This is a genomic window from Paramuribaculum intestinale (assembly GCF_030759015.1).
GTDB classification, from domain to species: domain Bacteria; phylum Bacteroidota; class Bacteroidia; order Bacteroidales; family Muribaculaceae; genus Paramuribaculum; species Paramuribaculum intestinale.
In genome coordinates this window covers 907488-926725 of the sequence record NZ_CP098825.1, presented here as the reverse complement: position 1 = coordinate 926725, position 19238 = coordinate 907488, and the positions used below count along the sequence as shown (strand labels likewise).

16 protein-coding genes and 2 pseudogenes are annotated in these 19238 nt (G+C 46.4%); 13 read left to right on the top strand and 5 right to left on the bottom strand.

Annotated features, from left to right (window positions below; genetic code table 11):
- The first annotated feature begins 152 nt into the window (after positions 1 to 152).
- The 13 genes and pseudogenes from NF347_RS04170 to NF347_RS04110 all read left to right on the top strand — a co-directional run.
- Positions 153 to 926, top strand: a complete 774-nt coding sequence (locus NF347_RS04170) for a ParA family protein (RefSeq protein WP_161553871.1) — start codon at positions 153 to 155, stop codon at positions 924 to 926.
- The gene (locus tag NF347_RS04165) at positions 916 to 1368 is read left to right on the top strand and encodes a DUF3408 domain-containing protein (RefSeq protein WP_107681768.1); all 453 of its coding nucleotides are present in this window, start codon (positions 916 to 918) and stop codon (positions 1366 to 1368) included. Before NF347_RS04170 ends, NF347_RS04165 begins: the two co-directional genes overlap by 11 nt.
- A 3-nt stretch (positions 1369 to 1371) precedes the next feature.
- The gene (locus NF347_RS04160; protein ID WP_107681767.1) at positions 1372 to 1671 is read left to right on the top strand and encodes a DUF3408 domain-containing protein; all 300 of its coding nucleotides are present in this window, start codon (positions 1372 to 1374) and stop codon (positions 1669 to 1671) included.
- Complete coding sequence (locus NF347_RS04155) at positions 1668 to 2399, top strand: hypothetical protein (protein ID WP_107681766.1); 732 nt, start codon at positions 1668 to 1670, stop codon at positions 2397 to 2399. The genes NF347_RS04160 and NF347_RS04155 overlap by 4 nt, the downstream gene beginning before the upstream one ends.
- A 104-nt stretch (positions 2400 to 2503) precedes the next feature.
- On the top strand, positions 2504 to 2833 hold the full coding sequence (locus NF347_RS04150) for a DUF4134 domain-containing protein (RefSeq protein ID WP_371136672.1): 330 nt from the start codon (positions 2504 to 2506) through the stop codon (positions 2831 to 2833).
- Positions 2833 to 3156: a DUF4133 domain-containing protein gene (locus NF347_RS04145; protein ID WP_107681765.1), complete on the top strand. Its 324-nt coding sequence runs from the start codon at positions 2833 to 2835 to the stop codon at positions 3154 to 3156. Before NF347_RS04150 ends, NF347_RS04145 begins: the two co-directional genes overlap by 1 nt.
- Positions 3153 to 5240: pseudogene (locus NF347_RS04140) on the top strand (TraG family conjugative transposon ATPase); the annotation flags it as partial. The gene NF347_RS04145 and the pseudogene NF347_RS04140, both read left to right, overlap by 4 nt.
- A 793-nt stretch (positions 5241 to 6033) precedes the next feature.
- Positions 6034 to 7578, top strand: coding sequence for an IS21 family transposase (istA, locus tag NF347_RS04135; protein WP_237613085.1), 1545 nt, complete (start codon positions 6034 to 6036; stop codon positions 7576 to 7578).
- Between the two features lie 27 nt (positions 7579 to 7605).
- The gene (istB, locus tag NF347_RS04130) at positions 7606 to 8346 is read left to right on the top strand and encodes an IS21-like element helper ATPase IstB (protein WP_289685785.1); all 741 of its coding nucleotides are present in this window, start codon (positions 7606 to 7608) and stop codon (positions 8344 to 8346) included.
- A 193-nt stretch (positions 8347 to 8539) separates the two neighbouring features.
- Positions 8540 to 9019, top strand: a complete 480-nt coding sequence (locus NF347_RS04125) for a retropepsin-like aspartic protease (protein WP_107036860.1) — start codon at positions 8540 to 8542, stop codon at positions 9017 to 9019.
- A 185-nt stretch (positions 9020 to 9204) separates the two neighbouring features.
- Positions 9205 to 9624, top strand: a complete 420-nt coding sequence (locus NF347_RS04120) for a pepsin/retropepsin-like aspartic protease family protein (protein ID WP_148061088.1) — start codon at positions 9205 to 9207, stop codon at positions 9622 to 9624.
- A 271-nt stretch (positions 9625 to 9895) separates the two neighbouring features.
- Entirely contained in the window at positions 9896 to 10642 is a 747-nt protein-coding gene (locus tag NF347_RS04115; protein WP_107036862.1) for a hypothetical protein, read from the top strand.
- A gap of 916 nt (positions 10643 to 11558) precedes the next feature.
- Positions 11559 to 12977 (top strand): annotated as a pseudogene (locus NF347_RS04110) (TraM recognition domain-containing protein); the annotation flags it as partial.
- A gap of 64 nt (positions 12978 to 13041) precedes the next feature.
- Here the strand turns inward: NF347_RS04110 and NF347_RS04105 are convergent.
- From NF347_RS04105 to NF347_RS04085, 5 genes are all read right to left on the bottom strand, one after another.
- On the bottom strand, positions 13042 to 13647 hold the full coding sequence (locus NF347_RS04105; RefSeq protein ID WP_010801779.1) for an RteC domain-containing protein: 606 nt from the start codon (positions 13645 to 13647) through the stop codon (positions 13042 to 13044).
- A gap of 251 nt (positions 13648 to 13898) precedes the next feature.
- A complete protein-coding gene (locus NF347_RS04100) occupies positions 13899 to 14312 on the bottom strand; it encodes a dihydrofolate reductase family protein (protein ID WP_010801778.1) in 414 nt (137 codons plus the stop codon).
- Positions 14313 to 14680: 368 nt separating this feature from the next.
- The gene (locus tag NF347_RS04095; RefSeq protein ID WP_228099967.1) at positions 14681 to 15568 is read right to left on the bottom strand and encodes an RES family NAD+ phosphorylase; all 888 of its coding nucleotides are present in this window, start codon (positions 15566 to 15568) and stop codon (positions 14681 to 14683) included.
- Between the two features lie 45 nt (positions 15569 to 15613).
- On the bottom strand, positions 15614 to 16936 hold the full coding sequence (locus NF347_RS04090) for a sigma-54-dependent transcriptional regulator (RefSeq protein ID WP_107036865.1): 1323 nt from the start codon (positions 16934 to 16936) through the stop codon (positions 15614 to 15616).
- The gene (locus NF347_RS04085; protein WP_010801775.1) at positions 16929 to 19238 is read right to left on the bottom strand and encodes a hybrid sensor histidine kinase/response regulator; all 2310 of its coding nucleotides are present in this window, start codon (positions 19236 to 19238) and stop codon (positions 16929 to 16931) included. The genes NF347_RS04090 and NF347_RS04085 overlap by 8 nt, the downstream gene beginning before the upstream one ends.

Below are 19238 nucleotides of genomic sequence, written 5' to 3'. Positions count from 1 at the left end.
ATATTCTTAATGAGTGGCTGAGTGAATATCGGGCGATTTTCATTCACTCGTCGGATGAGCCGGACATGGTTATCAAGCCGGACTTCCACAACAGGCACGGGAAAAGTGCCGCACGGCGGATGCCGTTCTATTTACCCAACACCAATATAATAATGAAAGAACCGATTTTTGTGGCATTCGCTACCCAGAAGGGCGGTGCCGGAAAATCCACCCTTACGACACTTGTCGCAAGCTACCTGCACTATGTCGTCGGGAAGAAGGTGCTGGCTCTTGACTGCGACGCTCGTCAGCATACGATGATTGAGTACCGCAACAAGGATTTGCTGATGTTGCGCGAGAATCCGGCATACGAGAGACGCTTGGCAAAATTCATGACTTCGTTTGGCGGTGACCCATACGGCATCATCAAATGCTCACCGTCAGATGCGATAAACCTCGCAAATGAAGAAATAGCGAAGGGCTATGAGGCCGACTATGTGTTTTTCGATATTACCGGAACGGTCAACGACAACGATCTGGTGTCATTGCTTGCCAATATGGATTACCTGTTCGTGCCGGTTACGCCTGAGACCGGGGACTTGAAAAGTTCCCTCTCTTTCGCCAACAACGTCAATGAGACCATGCTGTTCAAAGAAGGGATGCGTATAAAAGGCTTGCATCTGGTATGGAACAAGGTGCAGCCGAAAGACCGCAGCAACCTTGTGGAGATAATCAACCGGTATATGTCAACGCTGTGCCTTGAAGCCCTTGACACGGTTCTGCCGCTTAGCGTGAAATATACCAAAGACGGCAGCACATCCGGCCGCGGTGGGATTTTCCGCTCCACGTTTCTTCCCCCAGACAGGAGTCTGCTTCGCAACAGCTGTCTCCCGGAACTGGTGGATGAGATTTTAGGCATAACTAATCCTGAAAATTATGGCGGATAGACAACCTGTGACATTTGACTCAAAAAAATTCCTCGACAATTATGAGGAAAACGCATCCCATGTAAGATTGCCGTCGGCAACGGTTAAACCGGAAGACAATGATACACCCGTAAAGGATAATCCAAAGCAGGAAGTCAGGAAGAAACCGGAGGCAAGGCCTAAACCGGAGGCAAGTCACAAGCAGGATGCAGGCGCGGGACAGTCGGCGCGGGAGGTGGAATATATGGAGAACTTCATCATTCCGAGAAAATATGCCCGAATCAGCCGTAAAAGCAAACAAGTCCCAATCTGCGAGGAATTCAAGAAGAAGATTCAGAAACTGATGGTATTCTTCTCCGAGTGCGGCACGATTACCGAATATGTGAACAATGTGCTTGACAAGCATTTCAAGGATTATGAAGATGTGATCCGGCACATGAGTGACAACAATCTAAAAATATAATTTATGGCAACCGATAATAAGAAACCCAAAACTGAAAGCAATAAAAAATCACCTTGTGCCACCGCTGAACAGATTGAGGCTTACCGCTCCCAGTTCCTTGAACCCGGAGAGGTCGGCGACCGAAAAGGCATCTTCGTTCCCCGCGAGCTGGTTGACCGTCTGAAGATGTCCGTGCCGCTGTTAGGCATCGAGGGTCTGACAATCGGCGTGTTCGTAACCCGGATATTGCTGAAGCATCTCTCCGGCAATGCTGACATTCTCAACACCCTCATGGAGAAAGGGAAGAAAAAGGCACGCCTATGAATGCAGTCTCGATATTGATAATCTGCGGATTCATCTATCTGCTGTTCGTGACGTGGATGTTCGGCAAGAAGGGAGCGGGAAAAGAAAGGCCTGAACATCAAGACACGCCACTGCCGGAGGCCGGAGAGCCAATAAACTCAAATCCGGTAGAGCCCGATAAATCAAAGCCTGATGTCTCACTCGTCCCCAAGAGCGATTTCAATATGGAGGAGTTCAAAAAGGCGATTACCGAATCCATGCAGACTGCGATGATTCATGTGCTGGAGTCAATGGTTGGCGGCGAAGTCACTCCCGACCAAGTTGAATTCAAGGATAAGGATGACATATCCGAATATACCCCTGACGATACCGGGACAGAGCCGGATCCAAGCATTGACGATGTTGAGCCAGCCGCGCCTTCACCCCCGGCATCCGGCAATTCTCTTGAAGAAATTGAGAGTGCCCTGAAAGTGGCCGCAAATGCGGACAGAGCGACTGCGGATGAGAAAGCGACCGCCGGCAATGTCCTTTCCGGAATGAGCGATGTGGTGTTCATCGGGAAAATAATGGCATCCAACGAAAGAATCAACGAGGGAATTATGGCCTGTATCGCTGAAAGTCTCCGAAACAAGCCGAACACTAAAAAGAAAGTCTCTCCCGCGCCGAAGAAGAAAAGCAAGCCCATAGACGTGGGCGGCACGCTCCGTGACATTGATATGATCAAACGCAAGAAAGATGAAGAAGATTGATTACGGCTGACCGTCTGTCAGCGACCAAACCCATAGCAAATGCCGCTTCAAGGCGTTACAGTGGCGGATGAAACAAAACCGCCGCATTATACAACGTGAACAATATGAAATCTGTAAATGACAAAATGCTCAACCTCAAGGGACGAATCGTCCTCGCCGTACTGATGATTCTCTGCTCGGTGGAGTTTGTCAGTGCAGCCGGCAACGGTCTTTCCGGCATCAACGAGGCCACTACAATGGTGACCTCCTATTTTGAGCCGGGAGTGAAACTCATCTATGCCATCGGCGCGGTGGTAGGTCTTATCGGTGGTGTCAAGTGCTACTCCAAATGGAGCAGCGGCGATCCCGACACCAGCAAGACAGCCGCCTCATGGTTCGGTGCGTGCATCTTCCTTATCGTTGCCGCGACTATCCTCAAATCATTCTTCCTCTGATGAGCGAGTATCAGATCAACAAAGGCATAGGCCGGAGTGTGGAATACAAGGGGTTGAAAGCCCAGTACCTTTTCATTTTCGTCGGCGGTTTGCTTGCCCTGTTCATGGTGTTCGTCATCATGTATGTCGCCGGCATATCGCAATGGGTGTGCATCGGTTTCGGTGCCACCTCCGCCTCCGCCCTTGTGTGGCTCACATTCAGGCTCAATGCAAAATACGGACAATACGGACTGATGAAGCTCGCCGCCGTAAGATACCATCCGCGCTACATCATCAACCGTCTTCGTCTGACTCGTCTGATAAAATATAAACAAAACAAATGATAAACACCCTCAAAGCAACGACACTCGAAAGCAAACTGCCACTGTTGGCGGTTGAACACGGTTGCATCATCTCAAAGGACGCGGACATAACCGTGGCCTTTGAGGTGGGCCTCCCGGAACTGTTCACCGTCACCTCACAGGAATATGAAGCGATGCACGCCGCTTGGTGCAAGGCGATAAAGGTACTGCCGCACTTCTCCGTGGTGCATAAGCAGGACTGGTTTGTCAGTGAGAAATACGCTCCGGAACTTGACAAAGAGAATCTTTCCTTTCTCGACCGTTCGTTTGAACGCCATTTTAATGAGCGTCCTTACTTGGCTCACAAGTGCTACCTGTTCTTGACAAAGACGACAAAGGAGCGTATGCGCCAGCAGAGCAATTTCTCAACCCTCTGCCGCGGTCGTATCACTCCGAAGGAACTCAATCATGAGATGGTTGTCAAGTTCATGGAGAGCGTCGAGCAGTTCGAGCGCATTATCAATGACACCGGCTATATAAAGTTGCGCCGATTGTCCGATGATGAGATTGTCGGCACTGAAACGACCTCAGGCATTATCGAAAGGTATATGTCGCTCTCTATGGGCGAAGTCAACTGCCTTGAAGATATTGACCTGTCGGCAAAGGAGATGCGCATCGGCGACAAGATGCTATGCCTGCACACCCTCTCCGATACTGACGACCTGCCCGGCAAGGTCAGTACCGACAACCGATATGAGCGTCTGTCAACAGATCGCTCGGATTGCAGATTGAGTTTTGCCTCTCCCGTGGGCTTGCTTCTGCCGTGCAACCATATCTACAACCAGTATGTGCTGATTGACGACCACGATGAGAACCTTGCCCGATTTGAGAAAACGGCACGCAACATGAATTCACTCTCAAAATACAGCCGTAGCAACGCTATCAACAAGGAGTGGATTGACCGCTATCTCAACGAGGCACATTCTTACAGCCTGACCTCGGTGCGCTGCCACTGCAACATAATGGCGTGGAGCGATGATGCCGAGGAACTGCGACGGATCAAGAACGATGTCGGCGGACAGCTCGCCACTATGGGCTGTATGCCGAGGCACAACACCATCGACTGCCCGACGCTGTTCTGGGCGGCGATGCCCGGCAACGAGGCTGATTTTCCTGCCGAGGAAAGTTTTTACACCTTCATCGAACCTGCCGTGTGCTTCTTCACTGCCGAAACCAACTACCGCAGTAGCCTATCTCCATTCGGCATAAAGATGGTTGACCGTCTTACGGGTAAGCCCGTCCACTTGGATATTTCCGATGAGCCGATGAAGCGTGGCATAACCACAAACCGCAACAAGTTCATACTTGGCCCGTCGGGCAGCGGAAAGTCGTTCTTTACCAACCACTTCACCCGCCAATATTATGAACAGGGCGCACATATCCTGTTGATTGATACCGGTAATTCCTATGAGGGACTGTGTAACCTCATTCACAACCGCACACATGGTGATGATGGAATATACTACATTTATTCAGAGGAAAAGCCGATTTCATTCAATCCATTCTATGTTGAGGACGGAGTCTTTGATGTGGAGAAAAAGGATTCTATCAAGACACTGCTGCTGACGCTGTGGAAGTCGGAGGACGACCGCATAAGCAAGACCGAAAGCGGCGAACTTGGCTCGGCATTGTCGATGTTCCTTGAAAAGATGTCGAAGGACAGGAATATAGTGCCAGGTTTCAATGCTTTCTACGAGTTTATGAGAGATGAATACCGTGCGGAAATGGCTAACCGTCCGATACCCATCTACAAACAGGACTTCGACATTGACAACTTCCTGACGACCCTACGGCAATACTATCATGGTGGTCGCTTTGATTTCCTGCTCAATTCAAAGGAGAACATAGACCTGCTAAACAAGCGGTTTGTGGTATTCGAGATTGATGCCATACGCGACAACAAAGACCTGTTCCCCGTGGTGACAATCATCATCATGGAGGCTTTCATCAACAAGATGCGAAGGCTGAAGGGTATCCGCAAATTGCTCATTGTGGAAGAAGCGTGGAAGGCTTTGTCAACTGCGAATATGGCAGAGTATCTAAAGTATATGTGTGCGCCCGTAAAGGTTGCAGCGTAAATATCCCTATGGCAAGGGATTAGGTTAGAGTTCAGCAATACATAAACTTTGGGCAATCTGCCTGATTAGCATCTATTAAGTGTCAGATAACAAAGTTTAACGTGTTAAAAAAACCTATCATCTGCCGACTTACTTGTTTCGGGAAAACTTAACCGAGCAGGGAGTGTAGCATGTCGGAAAAGTCATAAGTCAGTCAGTTACCAGACTGCGACTGAATGGCGAGATGAAAAGATAGATATGAGGATAAAGTCCGAATTGATTGAACGATAGTCCGAGTGGTCCGACTTGAGGCTATGACGTAAGGTAACTGTTAATCGTCATATCGTGATACTACTGTAGTGAACATGTATGCAAGTAGCAAGAACTTATCACGACACAAGCGCAGTAAGCGATTAAAGGACGGAAGTCGTATCCGACAATCTATCAATGCCAAATAGTTACGATGCAATAAACGGGGATTACCTATCCCGAAATGCCGAAAGGCTATTAGGTTCCGACCTATGAAAATTCGGAGTGGTAACGGAGCCCCCATAGTAGTCCGAGCAAGGTAACGCCTTGTACATGGCAAAGGGGGGCAGCTAATTGGAAAAACTCAGTGAATTTGCCCCCCGGTTGACCAGATAAATTGCCCCCCGGAAAATCATTTAAATTGACCCCCGTCCGGTCAAGCAAATTACCCCCCGGAAAAAGACTTTACGGGAGTTGGCAAAAGGAGTTTTTGAGCTATATTGTATGTTAAATAATATTAAACATACGACTGATGGCAAATCGAAAACTGAGCATGAACAAATTAAGACAGGTGCTCCGATGCCACGCCAACGGCAACGGAGCCAAGAGTATCAGCAACCTGACGGGCATAGCGCGCAACACGGTGCGTAAATACCTCCGGCGGTTTATGGAGCTGAACCGTGGCATCGAGGATCTTCTGAAACTGGAGGATCCGGATCTGAATGAGATTTTCGGAGTGAGAGCGGTCGGTTCGGAACCCGTGTCAAGCCGCCATCAGGAGCTTATGGGACTTATGCCTGATTATGTCAGACGTCTGAAAAAGAGAGGTATGACGCGGCAGAAGCTGTATGACGACTATATCGGGAGTCACCCGGGAGGCTATTCCCGGTCGACGTTCAGCCGTCTGATGCGTCTGTATGTGGCGCAGATGCACCCTATAGCGCATCTGGAACACAAGGCCGGCGACAAGATGTATGTCGATTACGCAGGCGACCGTCTGGAGCTGGTCGACCGTGACAGCGGCGGGATCATCGCCGTGGAGGTGTTCGTGGCCATACTGCCTTGCTCACAGCTTACATATGTTGAGGCCGTGATGAGCCAGCGCAAGGAGGACTTCATACGGTGCTGTGAGAATGCGCTTCATTTTTATGGCGGGGCACCGGCGGCCATCGTGCCAGACAATCTCAAGGCTGCCGTAAAGAAGGCAAGCCGTTACGAGGCGGAGCTCAATGAGGATTACGCGGCCTTCGCCGAGCATCACGGTTGCGCAGTCATACCGGCACGCGTGCGCAAGCCGCGCGACAAGGCCCTGGTGGAGGGCGCCGTCAAGCTCATCTACCGCAGCATCTACCCGTTGGTGCGACAGCGCACTCATCATGATCTTGTGTCGCTGAACGCCGCTATCCGTACGGCGCTGGAGCTTCACAACAACGCCCGCATGAGCGGACGCCCTTACAGCCGCCGCGAGCAGTTCGAGGATCTGGAGCGCATGTACCTGCGCCCGTTAAATCCCATAAGGTTCGAGCTGAAGGAACGGCATACCGCCACGGTACAGCGCAACGGGCACGTACGCCTTGACCGCCACTACTACAGCGTGCCCCACCGTCTTATCGGCCGCAAGGTCAACATACTGTATGACTCACGTACGGTTGAGATATACTGCGGCGGAGACCGCGTGGCCGTACATCCCAGAGGATGGCGCCCGTACGGGTATACCACGGAGCCGAATCACCTTGCCTCGGCCCACCGGGACCTGAGCGGATGGAGCGTCGAGGGCTTCCTGAGGCAGGGGGCACGCATACATGCCGACGTAGAGGACTTCCTGCGGCATGTCATAGAGTCAAAGACCCATCCCGAACAGGCCTACAAATCCTGCAAGGGCATACTGTCGTTCGCATCCAGGGTCGGCAACGACCGCCTGGTCAGGGCCTGCCGCAGGGCCGCATCCTCCGGACTCTACAACTACAGCGCCGTCGACTCGATACTGCGCAGCCGTCATGACTGCCTCGATGACGACACCCTTCCCGGTCAAGAGTGCGAGGAGAGCGCCCAGATGCCCCGGCATGCAAACATACGCGGGAAGGAATACTTCAGGTAACATATCAATCCAACAATACATACAACAATGGAAATGAACCAACAGACACTCGCCCGGATGTCGCAGATGCGGCTGCTGGGCATGCACGCGGCCTTCCGCACATCAATGGAATCGTTCAAAAGCGAAGGCATGACAACAGACCAGTTCGTGGCGTGGCTCGTGGAAAATGAATGGGACGACCGCACCAACCGGCTTATACAGCGCCTGCAGAAACAGGCCTCGTTCCGTTACCGCGCCTCAATCGAGGAGATAGACTACTCCCTTGAGCGCGGCCTTGACCGGAACCTGCTGATGCGGCTCTCCGAGATGACCTTCGTCACCGAGCCACGCGACATCTTCATCACCGGCAGTGCCGGCACCGGCAAAAGCTACATAGCAACCGCTCTGGGCTACCGGGCATGCCAGAAAGGGATGCGCGTGCTATACGCCAGCACAGCACGCCTGATGGGCCAGCTGAAGGCCGCAAAGGCAAAAGGCACGATTCTTACCGAACTGAAAAGGATCGAGCGTACCGACCTTCTCATCCTTGATGACTTCGGCATACATCCCTTCGATGCCGCCGCGCGATCCTCACTGATGGACATAATCGAGGACCGGCACGGACGACGGGCCACCATCATCACCTCCCAGGTTCCCGTATGCGACTGGCATGACGTGATCGGAGAGAAGACGATCGCCGATGCGATCCTCGACAGGATCGTGCACCACTCGATAAGGATAGAGCTCTTCGGAGAGTCCATCCGCAAGTTGCAGAATAAAATCAAATGATTATTTTTGTAAATAAATCTTAATTATCAACACGCCATCAGAATCCCCCAGACCCTATTGTCAACCCCTGTAAAAACTGTCCAAAAATCACAGGTTATCAATGGGGGTCAATTTAAATAATCCATAGGGGGTCAATTTGTTGAGAATATCCATATATGGCGGCTATATCCCGTAAAATTGCTAATTTTGCGGAATGAAAACAGCCTTTTATATTAGACTAATAGCTTGTGTCACATTGTTTGTAGCCAACGTATGCGTCACTAATGCTCGAATGGTCGGGGATAAACCAATAGGTTCAATTCCTTTCGCTATCGCAAGCGATAGCCGAATTTATGTTACTGCTTTCGTCAACGGATCAGACTCATTGAGATTTTTGGTTGACACAGGAGCAAGTGATGTTGTGCTTAATCCTAATTCGCCCAAATTAAAGGATAGATTTACGATTGACTCTCATGCGGACAATCTGGGGACTTCGGGAGAAAACACAGTATCTTATAGCAATCAAAACGCAATTCGTGTAGGCTCTTTGCATCTTGACAAAGTTGGTTGCGCCATAATAGAATATCCGGCAGAATATTGGGATGGAGTTCTTGGATTAGGCATACTTCGACTATTTAATATTGAAATAGACTACGATGATTTTACGATTTATCTATATGCAACAGTTCGGTAATTTTTGAGCAGGCATAGCTGTATCGCACTGATACACAATAGTTTGCATTGATATTGAATTATTATTGCATCTTATTGATATTCAATTGAATATGCAAATTTTACCGAACTATTGTATATGATAAAAAGGAAATTGAAATAGAGGATGATAATTGTGCCATTTATCCATTCACTTATATTTATGATGTGCCATTTATCTCAATGCCTGTGAAAATAAATAACAAAGATTATAATCTCACTCTTGAAGTAGATACAGGAAGCGATAGAATTATAGACCTGAATACTCCATTTGTTCAAAAACATAATCTGTTGGACACTCAAAAACCGTTTGCAATTTCGCGGATTGCAAGTTCTGACGGAGGAAGTGGAGAATTAAGAAATGTATTCTTTGATGAAGTTGTTGTCGGAAAATATCATTTACCTCTCGTTGCCGGAGCATTTTCCACATTAACTTCGGGTATGCAATCAAAAGAAAATATAGACGGTATGATTGGAAACAATTTTCTCAAAAGGTTTAATATGGTAATGGATTTCAAGAATAATCGTATATATTTGAAGCCCAACAAATTCCTCTATTCTCCATTTTACGATTTTTTGCTTCCGTAATAACCTCTGTCTTTTCCGCATAATGGACTTTAACGCACTTGCATAGTGCGCTAAAGCCCATATTTATTAACGACTATTGATAGCCCATTTCTGCCATAAAATTGTGTCTTTTGTTTTCCTCTTGTACCACAGGGCTGTAACTGTCTTATTATTTGGGTTGAAAATGCTTGGAAGAGACAACTACTTTGATTGAATATATCTTGATGATTCGTTAAGATGAACCATTTGAATTAATCTTTGTTAATATTACATAACATTTAATTCAAAGTTTATGAAAAAATTTTTACTTTATCTAACAGGGATTTTTATTCCGGTGTCAATGTTAGTTCTCTTGGAGGGTTGCTCTTCAGAAGAGGATATACCGTATAAAAATAGCACGGAGAGAACAATTGCAGAAGAGTATCTTGAAGCCTCTGAAAAGGCTGCCGTATTAAATAAGGATGCATTTAATGAGATCGGTGTCTCTATCTCAAGCCGTGCTACTACAAAAGACGATATCGTAGGTTATCTACTTACCTTATCTCCAGAGGAAATTGAAGATTTATATATTTCGTTAGATGGTGAAAATCAAGAAATCAAAACTGATGAGTTGGTTTCTTTAAAATTGGATAGTCTAATGCAAGTTGCTCCTGCCGAAGATGTCGCAAAGTTATATTCATTAATGGACGACTACGTATCTGCAGGCGGTCACTCTGTTACAAGACTAGAAACAGCCTGTACCTCAATCGAATCTCCGATTGTAAGAGGAATGGCTGTAAATTCGGCTGCTATATATGATAATATAACTACGCCTGAAACAGCTGCATCATTGGCTACAGTTTCAAGAACCACACGTGCTTGTGTGCTTCAATTAGCATTCGATTGTGGTGGTATTGCAATTGGGGCGTGTTCAACAGCAATGGATTTTGCTGATGGAAATTATGGATTTGCGATTATTGGATGTGTACATGATGTAGTATCTATTGTATCTGCAATAAGAAGTTATCATCGGTGTGAAAGATTGGCGGCGTGGCGTTAAAATTTAATATGGTTGGCTATTAGTCAACCATATTCATAAATCTTAAATAAGAATGTCTAGTTTATTAATTTATAGCGGATTAAGCAGTTTGCTATTAGGTGCTATATTAGGCTTAATAGCCGCCATAAAAGGTTTTGCTCTCAATAACTATAAAATTGAATTAATAACAAAACCCAATCCAATAATAAAAAAGAAGCTGCAAAAGTACACTAAACCGGCCTTACTGTTCTTTATTATTGGAGCCATATTATTAGCAATAGGGATTAGCATTGGCTTAACTACTTAGATGTGAAATCATGAATAATATGTTTTGGATAGGAGTAATAATTTTCATGCTGGGATTTATCATACGTTATATTTCTCAACATAAGCTTGCTGTCGCAAAATCAAAGTTGACAAGCTACAAAACTCGAACTCATGCAAAAGTGTATAAAATTTTCGTCATAATTGGTGTGGTAATAGCAATTATAGGGGTGATATTAAATATAATTGGCATATTCCTTCCTTAATTATATTTATTATATGTCCCTTCCATTTCTCTCAATACAGGTATCATACCATCCAGTTACCACACCCTCAACCCGAAATATTTGGAGACTGTTGTTCGTTTTTCCGAAAATGGCGATGGATTAACAAAATAAATTTGTAATTTTGCGATGAATTAAAGACAGTTCGCAACGGTATTGTTCCATCGCATACGGTCGCAGTCGGCAACGCTGTAATTCCCGATGCAGGACAATGGCTGATTTTTGGTTGAGGTCGTGATGACTTCCGTACAATCGTTATCTAACCCACCATAAGCAACGGCAACCTAACGTCCGTTGACTGACAAGGCTGATTATGGGAACATTTTGGGAACAATTGCCCAAAAGTTTTAAACTTACAACGTGGTTTTCAGAATGATACGATTTTACCATGTACCCCGTTCCGTGCGTCCATCGTGTTAGGGACACCGGGCAGCGGCAAGTCATACGCTGTGGTGAACAGTTTTATCAAGCAACAGATTGAGAAGGGCTTTTCGATGTATTGTTATGATTTCAAATATCCCGACCTCTCTACCATCGCCTATAACCACCTGATGAACAATTCGGAGGGCTACAAGGTGATGCCAAAGTTCTATGTAATCAACTTCGACGACCCGCGACGTTCACATCGGTGCAATCCGATACATCCGGATTTCATGGAGGATATTACGGACGCTTACGAAAGTGCATACACGATAATGCTCAACCTCAATAAAACTTGGGTGCAAAAGCAGGGCGACTTCTTTGTGGAGTCACCTATCATTTTATTTGCCAGCATTATCTGGTATCTCAAAATCTATCAGAACGGTAAGTATTGCACGTTTCCCCATGCCATCGAGTTTTTGAACCGCCGCTATGAGGATATTTTTCCGATACTGACCTCTTATCCCGAACTGGAGAACTACCTTTCCCCATTTATGGATGCGTGGCTCGGAGGGGCTGCGGAGCAGCTCATGGGACAGATAGCGTCGGCAAAAATTCCGCTTTCGAGGATGATTTCCCCGCAGCTCTACTGGGTGATGTCTGACAGCGAGTTTACGCTGGACATCAACAATCCCGAAGAGCCGAAAATCCTCTGCGTGGGCAACAATCCCGACCGTCAGAACATCTACGGGGCGGCTCTCGGTCTGTATAACTCCCGTATCGTGAAGCTCATCAACAAGAAGGGGATGTTGAAGTCGTCGGTCATCATAGACGAGCTGCCGACGATATACTTCAAGGGGCTTGACAATTTGATTGCCACCGCACGAAGCAACAAGGTTGCCGTGTGTCTGGGCTTTCAGGATTTCAGTCAGTTGGTGCGTGACTACGGGGACAAAGAGGCGAAGGTGGTGATGAATACTGTCGGCAACATTTTCTCCGGTCAGGTGGTAGGCGAAACTGCCAAGACGCTCTCAGAGCGGTTTGGTAAGGTGTTGCAGAAGCGGCAGTCCATTTCCATCAACCGGCAGGACGTGTCCACCTCCATCAACACGCAGATGGACGCGCTCATTCCACCGAGCAAGATTTCCGGGCTTACGCAGGGAATGTTTGTCGGTTCGGTGTCCGACAACTTTAACGAGCGCATCGAGCAGAAGATTTTTCACTGCGAGATTGTGGTGGATGCCGAGAAGGTGAAGCGGGAGGAAAGTGCCTACAAGCCTATCCCCGTCATTACCGACTTCACGGACGAGAATGGCAACGACCGCATGAAGGAAACGGTGCAGGCTAATTACAGGCGAATCAAGGAAGAGGTGAAACAGATTGTTCAGGAGGAACTGGAGCGTATCGCAAACGATGATAACCTGAAACATCTGTTGCAGCAGAAGTAACCTATTGGCAATAATGGAAATAAGCGGAACAAGTTTCAAAACCTGTCCCGCTTGTTTTTTGATATCATTTTCTCATGCGTTCCAACTCTTCGTCGCGCAGCATCCTCTCGTTCAGTTTTTCCTGCATCCTGTCGAGGAAGTAGGTGCGGCTTTCGTTCTTCCTGCGTTTGATGTCAACGTAGAAACGGTAGCAGTCCTTTGATTCAATACCGAATATCTTGTAAAGAAGCGGAGCGAGCTGTTTGAGCGGCATTTTGCCGTTGTTGATGCAGCCCATCTCGTCAATGCCGTAGATAAGTTCCACGAGGTCGATGGCGTTGCCCGTCCATTGCAGGAGGTTGGCAGTGTTATCGGTTGTAGTGTTGGCGGATATTAGTGGTGGCACTTGGGACATTGCAAGGAACTTCTGCATCTTCCTGACGAAAGAGAGAGCCTTGCTGACGTATGCGGCAATCTCTTTCCTTTCTTCGGAAAGGTTGCGCACGGGATGGTGTTGTAACTCGATTTCAATGTATGCCAATGCGATGATGGTACGGTTTGCGTCCATGCTGCCATTGCACAGTTCGATCACTTGGGTGGCGAAAGCCATATATGCCGTTTCCATATTGCAGTCGCCGGCTTCGTTTATCAGGCGGAAAAAGTCGGTTTCCGCTAATAAAAAGTAGTTCATGTTCCTGTCAATTTTGAAGTTTTACACTCTGTTTTTCGGTATGCGCACATGAATATTATTGGCAATAAGCGTGGCAGAAAACAGAAAATCCGGCACCCGTTTTCACAAAGCACTGGATTTCAGATGTATAAATCTTGATATTTTTTATCAGGAATGAATTGACGAAGACTTAATTTGACTATAAATTAGACATTTATATAATTTTTCGTAAATTAAAATGTATGACCGGCATACATTTCAGGTGTTCTTATTTATCTGTCAAGGGCATATATGGAACGGCATACACCGTTGGGATAGCTTTTCAGCGAAGCAAGTGTCCAGTGTTTTTCGTAGAGTGCCGACTTGAAGAAATGCCGTCCGGTTCCAGCAATGAAAGGAATGGTGTACAGTATGATTTCATCTACCGCCTGCATACGCAGCAGCCCGTTGATATAGTCCGCCGTGTCAGGTGTCGCTTCCGCAAGATAGCAGGTGTTTGTGCCGTCTTCTCGCCATTCGTGCAGCATAGAGATGGAATAGTCAGGCGTGACACGGTAAAGGGCGTTTTTTCTGATTTCATCAAGACCGCAACGGTCAAGACGCAAATCCTTATGCGCTTTGCCATATAACTCGGAAGAAAGACATCCGTCTATTGTAAGGACGGCAAGAATCTGAACTTTTCCCATAATCGTATCCTTTCGTTAGGCAAGGTGCAAAAAAAGTAGCGTGCAATCCACACTACTTCAAGCGTAGGCTCTGGTAAAGCCCCTAAACGAAATACGTGAATGCACGCTATGCGTAGGCATAGCATAAGCATCACGCAATTAGCTTCGTTTAGTTTCAATTTACCAGATTTACGCTTGAAACTCCTTGCGGTCTTATTCTATATGTCGGCGGCGAAAAGCTCCAGCCAATCGCCGTTATTTCTCAAATGTTCTACAAAGATAGCGAAATTCAGCGAATTACGGGCTATGATTGCTTGAATTTATACGTTTTTCGTTCTTAGTAAGAATGCTTTTTTACACTATAAAGGTTATTGTGATTTGATAGTATTTTATTTAATTAGCTTCTCATAATCGAGATATAACGGGTTATTATCATTAATATACGCTAAATCCCCCTGATTATTAGCACAACCAAAAGCCGCTCTTGCCGTTAGTTTGATGTCTTCTATTCTAAAATCTTGAGAAGATATGGCTTCACATTTCTCATAATTAAATATAGTCAAATTTACACCTCCAAAATGTAATGAACTATTGTACCTTATACCATCATATCCAAGATTTTTAAGATACTCTGCTATAATCTGGGATGGAATATAATCGTCAGAATCGTTAGTCGGTTTAGAAAATGCCCTTTGTATCATCCTCATAATATACATATCTACTGTCGCATTATTATTTTCAGACAAGTCAAGTTCAACAGCAATGTTTGCAATCTTAAGAGGTCTATTAACTCTTATTTGAGCAATATTCACTGCATCACCTATAAAAGGTCGTACCTCAAATAATGTTGTAGTAGGGCTTTCTGAAACATATAGATACTTAATATATTTAGGATTCGCACGTCCATCCGAAACTCTCACATTTTTAGGTGGAACGAAAGAGGCCTCTTTTGTAAGCCCTTTAAATGGATTCGATTTATTATGATAACCTATATCTAACCGTTCACCATCTGGTGCTCCATAACATTTATATACCATATGGTCATTGATACAACTATCATCAATAATTCTTGACCTAAAGAATATTTGACCAGAATAAACCTCAACAATATTCTCAGATACATACTTTGATAGTATATCCAAAAGTTGATGTTTTACAAAAAAGCGATCTTTGTAAAGTACAACATCTTTAAACGCATACCAAATTTTACGAGCTTCATAACTCGCATCACTTTCATCAAAATATTTGTTGGGGCTTTCTCTATCGACTCTCATCATTCTGAATTAACACTGCAAAAATAATAAATTTCAGCGAATTACGGGCTATGGTTGCTTGAATTTATATTTAAGTCCATACTCTTCAAGTTTACTATAAAGTGTAGCTCTGCTTATTCCCAACAGGTCGGCGGCGGCACTTCGGTTGCCGTTTGTCTGCTTTAACGCACGCATTATCCGTTCCTTATCCTCCGCGTCATTGCGTAGGGCGAAGCTGACTGGTGAGGTCGGTTTCGTCACGGCAAGTTCAAGATGCTCTTTCGTGACCACACCTTCCTGAGCCTGCAATACCGCTCCCATGATTTTCTGCCGAAGCTCGCGCACGTTGCCCGGCCATGCGTGGGTCAGCAACGCTTTTCTGGCCTCGGAACTGAAACCGCTTACATTACACTCCAGTTCCCTGTTGGCTATCTCCCGAAAGAACTCCGCCAGCGACATGATGTCCTCCTGACAGTCACGCAAGGGCGGCACGGTTATCACGAAGTCTTGCAGACGGTAGAGCAAATCCTGCCGGAAACGCTTTTCACTCACTGCCGCTTCCAGATCCTCGTTGGTGGCGGCGATGATGCGGACGTTGAAACTTCTGTCCGCCTTGTCTCCGACCGGGCGATACTGCCTTTCCTGTATGGCACGGAGCAACATCTGTTGGGTTTCCAATGCGAGATTACCCACCTCGTCGAGAAATAGCGTACCACCTTCCGCCTCATGGAAATATCCTTTCTTGGTACTGTCCGCACCTGTAAACGCGCCTTTGACATGTCCGAAGAAAGCCGATGGCGCAAGTTCTCTGGAGAGAGAACCGCAGTCCACCGCCACAAATGGTTTGGCCGCCCGTTTACTCTTATCGTGCAGGTGGTGGGCGATATGTTCCTTGCCTGTGCCGTTCTCCCCGAATATCATCACGCTCATATCGGTAGCGGCTACCAGCCTTATCCGGTGCATGATTTTCTGAAAGGCGGAACCCTCACGGGCGAACACGGGCATACGGCGGTGTCCCGCTTGTCGTTCTTTCTGTATGGAATGGAGAAGTGGAATGAGTTTGTCTTCCACAAGCTGTTTGGGTATGTAATCCAAAGAACCGAGTTTCATGCTTTCCACTGCCGTATGCACCTCGGCGTAATCGGTCATGATGATGAAGGGTTGTAGTTTCCCCTCCTTGCGCATCCAGCGCAACAGGTCTATGCCGTTGCCGTCAGGCAGACGCAGGTCGGCAACCACTATATCATTATCCGTCCCCTGTTGCAGATGTTTTTTCGCTGTCGATAGGTGGTAAGCCTTTACGGTATGGTAGCCTTCTCGTGCCAGCAGGTTGCAGACATATTCGCAATACACGATGTTATCCTCCACGACGATTATTCTTGTCCTATCCATTTTCGTATTTTCTCCTTTCCTCTTTTGCCTGTCGGATTATTTCCGCTCCCATATTCAATACTGCGGTAACAGCATGGCTTAACTCACTTTCTTCCGGCATTGCCTTTCCATGTAGCACTCCATAAAGTATCCTCAGCGGCTGGTCGGCACGGAGTATCTCCCACGAACTGCGCAAATGGTGTGTCAAGGCATCAAGTTCTTGCAGGTCGTTTCGCGTTGCCGCATCCCGAACCGCCTGCATTTCCTTCTCGGTTTCCGTTATCAGCTTTTCCAGCATGACAGCTTCATTGCCGTAGGACAGCAAAGCAGAAAAGTCCGGTTTACTGTCCTGTGTATTTTTAATAGCGCACTTGTCGGAAACTTCCATCAGCTCCGATATGGAGAACGGCTTGAAAAGGCATCCGGCAAAGCCTCGTTCCAGAAGTTCCTCCACATCGCAGCTGCCCGAAGCGGTTGCCACGACCACTGGGATTGTCTGTGAATTGCCCACGTTGGAAGATCGCAACAGTTCCAGCAACTCGAAACCGTTTATACTGGGCATATTCAGATCCGTCAGCAACAAGTTGTATTCTTTCCGGCGTACCATTTCCATCAGTTCCCCCGTATCGGTGCAAGTGTCGCAGTGTATTCCGTCCTGTGCATACATTTCTTTCAGCATCAGGAGTAGCACCTCATCATTGTCTATGGCGGCAACATTGAGGTTTCTGTCCTTTTGGTGGATACAAGTCTGTATCTCTTTTTTCGGTACGTCTTCGGCTTTCTGCATGGGTATTTTCACTATGAAACGGCTACCATTCCCTTTATCGCTATCCAGCCGTATTGTTCCGTGTAGCATTGTCACGATATTATGCACGATGGCAAGTCCAAGCCCGAAGCCGTCCTTTGCGGCGGCGTTTGAGAGGCGTTCAAATGCACCAAATACACGTTGTTGTTCATCTTCGGTCATGCCTGTGCCTGTATCCTCGACTATCAGTATCAGCACTCCGTCGGTATAGCCGGTAGTTAGCGACACACCACCTTCCTCCGTGAACTTGATGGCATTTGACAGGAGGTTGTTCCCGATTTGGATTATTCGCTCTTTGTCGGTCAGTACAACCGCATCGTTTTCGTTCTTTACGGTCAAGGAAAGCCCCCTGTTCATGGCGATTGGCATGAACTCCGTTTCAAGGGTATGTGCGATTGTTGAAATGCGGCAGGGTGACAGTCTGGGCTGTTCCTTTCCGTTGTCCAAGCGGAAAAAGTCCAGCAGGGTGTTGAGCATATCCCGCATACGGTCGGAGGATTGTTGTATGCTTTGAAGAAAATGCACATTATTTCCATTGCTGCATTCTTTCCGTAACAATTCGGTATAGCCGGTTATTGTCGTAAGCGGTGTGCGCAGTTCATGGGTTATTGTGTGTACTGCCTTCTTTCGTGAAACTATTAAAGCTTCGTTTTGTTGTATGGATTGTTTAAGTTGCCCGATTAACTCCGCTGTTTTGCATTTGTATTGTTTTATTTGTTTTGCATCACGGTATATGGTGATATAAGAAATGATTAACAATAGAAGTACAAATCCTGTCAAACTACCTATTTGCATTAGCGACTCTTTCCTCATCAAGGATATTTTATTTTCCCGATTTTTTAGGTCAATCTGTACCTTTTCATCAATTTGGCGAATCAGTTCTTGCAGTTGTCTGTTAAGTTCCGCATTGTGTTCCGCAAGACTGTCGGCACGTTCTGACAATCTGCGGCTTTGTGCCTTTTGCTCGCTGATTATGTTTTTATTGAGCGAATGAAGCATAGTAGCTGTTGCTGTTGGCTTCACTTCTTCTTTTTTGCCAAATATGCCCAAAAATCCTTTTCGTTTCGGCTTTTTTGGCTGTTCCTGCACACTTTTCTGTGCGATGACCGGTACTTGATCGGCTATCTTCTTGTTAACGGCTTGCTGCTTGTCAAGTATCCGTACAATCGAGAGCATCTGTCGCTCCTTATCCTCTAAAAGATAACGTACACTATCAATCCGCTCTGTCGGATAAGTTCTTCTGAAATTACATAGCATACTGTCTATTGCCATGCGTTTGGCGTGATAGTGTCCTCTTTCATCCTTATTCCATTCCAATACGGTTTCTCCTAATAGAGAAAGTCCTGTCAAATGAAAGTTTAATTCATTTATTTTCTGACGTAATTCATCCGCCGCTTGATTCTCTTTTTCTAATGATTCAAGTTTTTGCCATTCATGCTTATAGCAATAAATGATTATTCCTATAAACATGAATATTAGAATATAACCACAAGAGATTAACTTACGGATAGAATTCAT